This window comes from Stenotrophomonas sp. YIM B13575 (assembly GCF_042787595.1).
GTDB lineage: Bacteria > Pseudomonadota > Gammaproteobacteria > Xanthomonadales > Xanthomonadaceae > Stenotrophomonas > Stenotrophomonas lactitubi_B.
Window position 1 is genome coordinate 1 of the sequence record NZ_JBHZOP010000101.1, and the last position, 8,571, is coordinate 8,571.

Sequence of the window (8,571 nt, forward strand, 5' to 3'; positions counted from 1 at the left end):
GGCGGGTGCAGGGCGCAGCCCTGCCGGAAACCCCAACCTGAACAGCCTGTTTTGCGTCAGGTCTCATCCTTCCGCTAGACTATCCGGGTCTGCAGCGGCCGTCCGTTTCCCTCCGGGATCGCCGGCGACAGGGGTCCGCCCCATCGCCCGCCCCCACTCCGACGCCGTTCGTCACGCATTCCAGCCTGCGCTTCGCGTTGGCTGCACCCAATTCTCGCAGCGCGGTTCACGGGAACGCTCCGAGTCAGCCGATCAGTTTGATCTGCCCCCGTCTGTCCGTTCGGACAGGCGTTAACTGTACTTGGAGCAATCTCGATGTCTTTTGAATCCCTGGGCCTTGCGCCCTTCCTGCTGCGTGCGCTCGCCGAGCAGGGCTACGAAACCCCGACCCCGATCCAGCAGCAGGCGATCCCGCTGGTGCTGGCCGGTCGCGACCTGCTGGCCGGCGCGCAGACCGGCACCGGCAAGACCGCCGCGTTCGGCCTGCCGCTGCTGCAGCACCTGGGCACCGCTTCGCAGGAAGTGCGTACCGGCCCGCGCAAGCCGCGCGCGCTGATCCTCGCACCGACCCGCGAGCTGGCCACCCAGGTGCATGACAGCCTGCGCGGTTACAGCAAGTACCTGCGCATCCCCAGCGCCTGCATCTACGGCGGCGTCGGCATGGGCAACCAGCTCGACATCCTGCGTCGCGGCGTGGACCTGCTGGTGGCCTGCCCGGGCCGCCTGATCGACCACCTGGAGCGTCGCAGCATCGACCTGTCCGGCATTGAAGTGCTGGTGCTGGACGAAGCCGACCGCATGCTGGACATGGGCTTCCTGCCCTCGATCAAGCGCATCCTGGCCAAGCTGCCCAAGCAGAACCGCCAGACCCTGCTGTTCTCGGCCACCTTCGAGGACAACATCCGCCAGTTGGCGCTGGAGTTCATGCGCAACCCGGAACAGATCCAGGTGACGCCGAAGAACACCGTGGCCGAGACCATCACCCACAAGGTGCATCCGGTCGATGCCAGCCGCAAGCGCGACCTGCTGCTGCACCTGTTGGCGCAGGACAGCCGCGAGCAGACCCTGGTGTTTGCCCGCACCAAGCACGGCAGCGACAAGCTGGCCGCGTTCCTGGAAAAATCCGGCATCAAGACCGCGGCGATCCATGGCAACAAGAGCCAGGGCCAGCGCCTGCGTGCACTCGGCGACTTCAAGGCCGGCCGCGTCACCGTGCTGGTGGCCACCGACATCGCCGCGCGCGGTATCGACATCAACGAGCTGCCGAAGGTGATCAACTTCGATCTGCCGATGGTGGCCGAAGACTACGTGCACCGCATTGGCCGTACCGGCCGCAACGGTGCGACCGGTGAAGCGATTTCGCTGGTGGCGCAGGATGAAGTGAAGCTGCTGCGCGCGATCGTGCGCCTGCTCGGCCGTGACATGGACATCCGCGATGTGCCGGGCTTCGAGCTGCAGACGCCGATCCGCTGGGGCAACAGTGCTCCGGGCAAGGCCGAGGCCGATACCGGCGAGCGCGTGCCGCGCAAGACCCACGCGCGCCGTCCGCACGGCGATGCGCCGCGTCATGCACATGCAGGCCCGAAGAAGGCCGGCGGTGGCCGTCGCGAGGGCGCTGGCAACGGCCAGCAGCGCGCGGGCGCAGGTGCCGGTCAGGGCCAGCGTCGCGGTGGCGGTGCCAATACGGGTGGCGGTCGTGGCCGCGGCCAGGGTGGCGGCGGCGGTCGCGCCAGCTGATCCCAGCTGACAGGGATGGCGTCTCCCGCTGCGCGGGGGCTGCTTATCGAGGGACGACGCTAACGCGTCGTCCCTTTTTTGTTGCTGGCTGCCGGGTGGTTTGAGAGCTGGCGGTTGGTTTTGTGTGGGCGTTGGGGAGCGGGGAGAAGAAGGATCAAATTCAAATTCAAATTCAAATTCAAATTCAAATGCAAAGACAAAGACAAAGACAAAGACAAAGACAAAAGCAAAAGCCGGAATTCCAGCTTTTGCTTTTGCCCTTGCCCCCGCCTTGGGTTTGATGCGTCCGCGCCCGCAGGAAACTGTCTGGGGAGGACGGATGGGCTGCGCAGGACCGCAGGCGCCATGGATGGCGCCTACGAGCCTACAGGGATGTACTTGCGGCGTGTCCTGCGCGGCCCATCCGTCCTCCCAATCCCAGCGTCAGTTCGGCGCGTAATGCCTCAACCCCGCGCTTTCGTCGGATTCACCAGATTCCCGAAGAAGATCGCATTGATCAGCAACCGGTCAGTGCCATGCCAGTACTTGCGATGCGCCGGATCATCGGCAAACAGGATCACGTTGCCCTGCCCCTGCGCCGACACCAGCAGCCACGCACTGCCGGCCACGCGACTGCGGTTGCGCTCGGACAGATACCCGTTCACCCGCGGCGTGTCGTCGATCCGCACCACCGTGGAAAACCCGTTCGCGCTCGGCTGCAGGATGACCGTGTTCTCCTTGTTGATCGCCAGTTGCCGGCGCGGCACGCCGAACGCCAAAGGATGGCTGGGGTCGACGTCGGCGCTGAGGATGTTGCCGCTGACACGCTCGATCGCGGCAATATCGCGCTGCTCACCGAAGGCGCGGCGCGCGCTGTCACCTGCTTCCTCGTCCTTGCCCAGCTTCTCACCGTCGGCAAGTTTCTGTTCGATCGCCCACTTTGAAGCGCTGCCATAGGTCACCAGTGAGCCACCGGCCTGGATCCAGCGCTTCAATGCCGCTACTGCGGTTGCGTCGATGCTGGTGTAGGTGCCGCCGGAGAGCACGATCGTGGTGTAGCGATCCAGCGATACCTTGCCCAGCTGCTGCGGGTCCAGTTTGCTGGACGGCAGGCGCAGCTGCTGGTCAAGCAGGAACCAGGCCGAACCGATTTCGGTGGCGGCCACGCCCTCGCCCATCACCAGCGCGACGGCTGGCTTGCGTAGTGCCTTGACGCCATCACTGCCAAGGTCGATGCCATCGCGGCTGCGACCACTGGACAGCGCATGCACCTGCACGCCGGCTGCCCGCGCAGCGGCGGCGACCGCTTCCTGCAGCGCCGCGCCCTGCAGTGGCTGCCCGGCCACCGGTACCACGATGCTGCCACCGGCAAAGGCCACGTCGCCCTCTGCGGTGCTTGCGGTGAACGGCTGGAAGGTGGCACGCGTGGACAAGCCCTTGGCCTGCAGGCCGGCCAGTGCGCGACCCGCGTTGTAGTCGCGCCAGTCGATTACATAAGCGAAGCCCGCTTCACCACCGATCACCCCGCCCTGTGCTGCGGGTACCTCGAGCACGCGGGCGCCGCCGTCGATGCGGCTGCGGCTGCCGGCAGAGGCCACGCCGTAGGCCGGGGCGATCGCATAGCTGGTACTGCCGTAGAACACGTCGCCCTTGATCGGCGGCGTCTCGGCGAAGATCGAATGGACCAGGCGGAACTGCGCCTGCTGCACCGGCACCACGTAGGCACTGCCTGCTTCGAAACGCTGGCCATCAACGGTGACGGCGCGATCCAACGCATGCACTTCAATCCTGTGCAGCAACAGCAGTTCCAGCAGGTGCCGGGTCAATGCCGGATCATGCGCATCGCCGAACACGAAGCTCTTTACCGGCTGCTGCGCGGCCTGCTTCAGCGCGCTCTGGAAGAACTGCTTCTGCAGATCGAACAGGGCGCTGCGCTCGGTCACCGCACCGCGCACGGTGCCCAAGCCGGTGGCCACCTGGTTGCGGATGGTGAACGGGAACATCAGCAGGCCATTCACCGATTCCTGCACGCGACCACGCGAGCTGGCCTGTTCGACGGTGACGCCGACCGCGCCGTGGAAGTCCGGATAGGTCGAGCCGTACACGGGCGAGAAATTGTCGAAGTTCTCACCGGTGTAGTACAGCGAACCCAGCGCATCGAGCGCCTGGGCATGGTACTTGGCCAGGGTCTTGTTGAACTCGTACGACGCCGCCGGGATCAACGGGCTATGCATGCTCTTCGGCGATGGCTCGAAGTAGTACGTGCTGTCCTTGCCCATCTCGTGGAAGTCGATCTGCACGTTCGGGTACCACTGGTGGAACTGCGCCACCTTCGGTCGCGAATCCTGCTGGGTCAGCGCCAGCCAATCGCGGTTGAGATCGGTGAAGTAGTGGTTGGTGCGGCCCTGCGGGAACGGCTCAACGTGCTCCTTGTCGGCTGGATCGGCCGAGGCCGGATCTGACGCCCAGGCGTTGTGCCAGTTGGCGGCGCGGTCGCGGCCATCGGGATTCTGCGCCGGGTCGAACAGCACCACCGCCTGCTGCAGCCACTGCTGCGTTTCCGCGCTGCGGTTGGCCACCAGGTAGTACGCGGTCAGCATCGCCGCTTCGCCGCTGGAGGTCTCGTTACCGTGCACGCTGTAGCCCAGCCACACCACCACCGGACTGTCACCGGCAGCGCTGCGCGGCTGCGCCGGATCGACCAGGGTCGCGTGCTGCTGGCGGATCTGTTCCAGCCGCGCGTGGTTTCCTGCAGCAGTGACCGTGGCAATCAGCAGCGGGCGACCCTCATAGCTGCGACCGATCTCGCGCACGCTGATCCTGTCCGAGTGCTTGGCCAACTCCTGAAAGTAGGCCACCAGCTGGTCGTGGCGGGTGTAACGGCTGCCGATCGGATAGCCGAGGAACTGCTCCGGCGTGGGAATGGCGGTATCGAAGGCCGCTGCATCGGTGGTCTTCGGGAAGAAATAGGCACTCTGCGCATGCACCGCAGACGGCAGCGATACGGCGGTGGCGACGGCAAGCAACAGCGGGAAAACAGCACGGCGGTGGAAGGACACAGTGACTCCCCAAGAACATGGCAACACGGCCGGCCACACAGGGTGGCCGGCCGCGGCGGGTGGATCAGAAGCGGTAATCGAAGCCCAGCGTGAAGTAGCGGCCACGCAGGTCGTACTGGCTGAAGTCGTACGGCGCACGGATGCCCGGGAACGAAGCGTCGTACGGCGGCGTCTTGTCACCCAGGTTCTGCACCTTGGCATACACGGTCAGGTTCTCGATGCCGGTGTAGCCCAGGTACAGATCGAACTGGTTGTAGGCATCGACGCGGCTCTGCACCGCGGCGGCGGCGGTGCTGGCCTTCTGGTCGTAGCCACTGGTGTAGTACCAGGTCACCGCAGCGGTGTAGTCGCTGTACTTCCAATCCAGGGTGGTGGTGGCCTTGTTCTTCGGCAGGGTGGCGCCGAGGTTGCTGCCGGCATAGTCCACCAACGGGCCACCGACCACGGTCGGGCGCCGGTAGTCGCGCACATGGGTGTAGGCCGAGGCCACGGTGAAGTCACCGAAGGCGGTGGTCGGGATGCGCTGGCGCAGCTCGACATCGATGCCCGAAGTCTTCAGCTCGCTCAGGTTCTGGTAGCGGTTGTAGACCGCCTGCAGCTTGCCACGCTCATCGCGCTGCACGGCGCCGGCGACGTTGTCGTTGACCAGGGTCTGGGTGTTGTTGGTACCGACCAGGTTGTCCAGCTGGATGCGGTAGTAGTCGATGCTCAGGTTGGTGTTCGCCCACGGCGACAGCACCACGCCGAAGTTCACGCTCTTGGTGCGCTCCGGCTTCAGGTCGCTGTTGCCGACGGTGAAGAAGGTCGGGTTCTGCCGCGAGCCCGGCACGTCCGGATCACGCGGGTCGACCACGCTGCCGTAGGCGATGCTGGTGCTGTTGGAGTTCTCCGACAGCGACGGCGCACGGAAGCCCTTCGACGCCGAGGCTCGCACCAGCAGGAAATCCAGCGGCTGCCAGCGCAGGCCGAGCTTGGGCGAGAACGCGTCGCCGAAATCATCGTAATGATCGGCGCGGGCGGCGGCGGACAGCTCCAGGGTCGATGCCAGCGGCACGTTGACCTCGGCATAGGCGGCGCTGACCTTGCGCTCGCCGTGCACTTCGGCAATCGCCGGGCGCACCTGCAGGCCGGCGTCGATCTGCCACGGGTTGTTCGAGTCGAGCTTCTCGCGGCGCCATTCGGCACCGGCAGCGAAACCGATGTCACCGGCCCAGGTGTGGCCGAGGCTGCCGGAGATCTTCGCGTCGATGCCCTGCAGCACCGACTCGGCCGGACGCAGGGTGGCGATGTTGATCGAATCGCGCACCGACTGCGGCGTCGCCGCCGGGTTCAGCAGGTTGTAGTTGCCGGTCGCCAGCGCATTGGCCAGCGCCCAGCGGTTGGCGAAGCCGCCAGAGACGGTTTCGCGCTCGCTGCTGCGCGCACCGAATGCGGCCACTTCCCAGTCCCACTTCTCGGTGTTGCCACGCAGCCCGAACACACCGCGATAGGCAGTGGAGCGGTTGGTCTTGATGGTGCCGCCGAGATCGAAGAAGGTGTATTCGATCGGAATCGCGCGGCCGTATGGGTTGTACGGGCTGCTGGCCGGCAGGTTGGACGACACCGGCTCGGCCAGGCCGGTCTGCGCGTTCAGTGCGAAGCGACCGCTTTCCAGGGTGAAGAACGGGCTGCTGCCGAACCACGCAGCGCTCTTGATCTGGCTGTACAGCACTTCGCCGAACGCTTCGACGTTGTCGCCAAGGCGGAAGGTGCCGTTGGCGTAGGCCTGGTAGCGCTTGGTCGAGGGAATCAGGGTGGTGTACGGCGCCTGGTTGAAACCGCAGGTGTCACCGGCCAGGCCGTCGATCAGCGCGCTGGCCACGCTGGTGGTGCCGGTGGGGCAGTTGCCGTTGGCATCGAGCATCGGCACGGAGGTGCCATTGACCAGATAGCGTGCGCCCTTGGCCGACCAGCCGTTCCAGCGGCCGCCGGGCTGGTCGCTGTAGATGCCGCTCTTGGTCAGGTTGCGCTCGTCCTGGTCCAGTCGCTCGCGGTTGTAGGCCTGCAGGCTGAAGAGGATGTTGTAGCCGTCCTTGTCGATGTCGCCCAGACCACCGACGAACTTCAGGTTCTGCTCGTGCAGGCCGCCCTGGTCGGCGCCACCGAAGCTGCCGCCGATCTCGGCGCCTTCGAAGTTCTGCCGGGTGATGATGTTGACCACGCCGGCCACCGCATCGCTGCCGTACACCGCCGATGCACCGTCCTTGAGCACTTCGATGCGTTCGACGGCCACCAGCGGCAGCGCGTTGAGATCGACGAAGGTGTCCGACAGGCCGCCGGCCGGGAAGCCGTAGTTGGCCAGGCGACGGCCGTTGAGCAGCACAAGCGTGTTCTTCTGCGAGAGGCCGCGCAGACCGATGCCGGCCGAGCCCGACGCCCAACCGTTGTTGGTGGTCTCGTTGCTGGCGTTGCCGGTGTTGGCAGAGATCGAGCGCAGGACATCGGCCACGGTGGCCTTGCCGGTCTGCTCCAGCTGCTGGCGGCCGATCACCTGCACAGGGTTGGAGGCTTCGGTATCGGCGCGTTTGATGTTGGAACCGGTGACGCGCACGGCAGCCAGGGTGCTGGCTTCGCCGCTGGCGTCGGCGGTGGTTTCGGCGGCGGCAGACAAAGGCGCGGCCAGAGCGACGGCCAGGGCCGCCACGAGCAGGGTGTGCTGGGGCATGACGATGTGGGGGAGGTAGTGGAAGGACGAGGTAAGTTCCGCAGTAATCCATGCCTGGCCGGGTTGCGGCCAATAACATCTCTTCATACGGATATAAGAGAAACTATCATCTCTTCATCCGGATGAAAAGAATTTCTTCACGGAAAGACAACGCGGGGTCCGGGCTGATCGGGCGCCTGCGGCGTACAATCGCGACATGGAAATCTTCAAAGTCTTCATGCTCGAGGCGGCGCACCGCCTCCCCAACGTGCCGCCGGGGCACAAATGCGCGCGCCTGCACGGCCACTCCTTCCGGGTGGAACTGAAGGTGGAGGGCGAGCCGGGTGCGCAGACCGGCTGGATCATGGATTTCGGCGACGTGAAGGCGGCGTTCCAGCCGATCTACGACCGCCTGGACCATCACTACCTCAATGACATCCCCGGCCTGGAGAACCCGACCAGCGAGAATCTGGCGGTGTGGATCTGGAACGAGCTCAAGCCCAGCCTGCCGGCATTGAGCGAGATCACCGTGCACGAAACCTGCACCTCGGGCTGCCGCTACCGCGGCCCTGCTGCCTGATCAACCCATTGATCTGAAAGGGATCCAGGCGCCGGAAACGGCGCCTTCGTATTTTTTGTTGCATTGCCGCATGATCGGCGTATGCTGCATTGCATCAACGCAAATGCACGGCGGATGCGACTGGCAACAGCCACTGGCGCGACGCCCACGCTCATTGCATGGGTCCCTCCCCCCATGCAATCCGGACCCGGCAGATCCCTCCCTCTGCCGGGTCTTTTTTTGCCTGTCGTCTGGGATTCTGGAGCGCGTCTTCGTCCGGGTCTCTGCCAGCTGAAGGGCCCTGCCGGGGCAGGTAGGGGCCTGGGCAAATGTCCCCCGGCGCCGGCCGTTGGCCGCCCCCTCCTCCTTTACTTTGCCCAGACCCCTACCCGCCCCGACGAGGCTCGGCTTGCGGCACCAGGCGCGCAGATCGCTGCTTTTCCTGAGGCCACCGAAGATCTCCCCACGCAGGGCGGAGGCCCTTGCGTGCGAAGTAAAGGGGGAGGTGACGGCCAACGGCCGGCGCCGGAGGACATTCGCACGCAAGGGCCTCC

General features: G+C 65.6%; 4 protein-coding genes. 2 read left to right on the top strand and 2 right to left on the bottom strand.

Features of this window, described 5'->3' with window-relative positions; genetic code table 11:
• The first annotated feature begins 315 nt into the window (after nt 1-315).
• A complete protein-coding gene (locus ACFX4F_RS15715; RefSeq protein ID WP_099820407.1) occupies nt 316-1,737 on the top strand; it encodes a DEAD/DEAH box helicase in 1,422 nt (473 codons plus the stop codon).
• 443 nt (nt 1,738-2,180) lie between these two features.
• On the opposite strand, the gene ACFX4F_RS15720 is transcribed toward ACFX4F_RS15715, so the two are convergent.
• Nucleotides 2,181-4,775, bottom strand: a complete 2,595-nt coding sequence (locus ACFX4F_RS15720; protein ID WP_380656891.1) for a M14 family zinc carboxypeptidase — start codon at nt 4,773-4,775, stop codon at nt 2,181-2,183.
• Nucleotides 4,776-4,839: 64 nt separating this feature from the next.
• On the bottom strand, nt 4,840-7,479 hold the full coding sequence (locus ACFX4F_RS15725) for a TonB-dependent receptor plug domain-containing protein (protein WP_380656894.1): 2,640 nt from the start codon (nt 7,477-7,479) through the stop codon (nt 4,840-4,842).
• A 196-nt stretch (nt 7,480-7,675) separates the two neighbouring features.
• Between ACFX4F_RS15725 and queD the strand changes: the two genes are divergently transcribed.
• Nucleotides 7,676-8,038 carry a 6-carboxytetrahydropterin synthase QueD gene (gene queD / locus ACFX4F_RS15730; protein ID WP_049444904.1) on the top strand — a complete coding sequence of 121 codons (363 nt, stop codon included), beginning with the start codon at nt 7,676-7,678 and terminating at the stop codon, nt 8,036-8,038.
• Nucleotides 8,039-8,571: the final 533 nt, after the last annotated feature.

Coding starts and splice junctions, on each gene's coding strand:
- queD (WP_049444904.1), top strand. CDS start 7,676: ATGGAAATCTTCAAAGTCTTCATGCTCGAGGCGGCGCACCGCCTCCCC.
- ACFX4F_RS15725 (WP_380656894.1), bottom strand. CDS start 7,479: ATGCCCCAGCACACCCTGCTCGTGGCGGCCCTGGCCGTCGCTCTGGCC.
- ACFX4F_RS15715 (WP_099820407.1), top strand. CDS start 316: ATGTCTTTTGAATCCCTGGGCCTTGCGCCCTTCCTGCTGCGTGCGCTC.